We start from the raw sequence: 239 nt of genomic DNA on the forward strand, positions 1-239 counted from the left end.
GAACACCATGTTCATGCGGTAGCGGTCGAAGTCTTCGCCGACGACGCTGTACATGCGCGCCATGTCGTGGTTGCCGCCGAAGAGGACAAGTTTGTCCGGCTCCGGATACAGGTGGTCGAGCGAGAGCATCTCGTAGACGCCGGTGAACCCCTTGCCGGGGCTGCCGAGGGCGCTGCGCATGGTTTCCACCAACGGGAAATCCATCAGGCTCGGGAGCGAGGAGGTATAGCCGTCGAAAT

1 pseudogene is annotated in these 239 nt (G+C 61.5%); it reads right to left on the reverse strand.

Annotated features, from left to right (window positions below):
* Positions 1 to 204, reverse strand: a pseudogene (locus AC3XQU_RS24785) (alpha-amylase); the annotation flags it as partial.
* Positions 205 to 239 lie beyond the last annotated feature (35 nt).

The sequence above is a fragment of the Telluria sp. AZSoR62 genome, assembly GCF_058111565.1.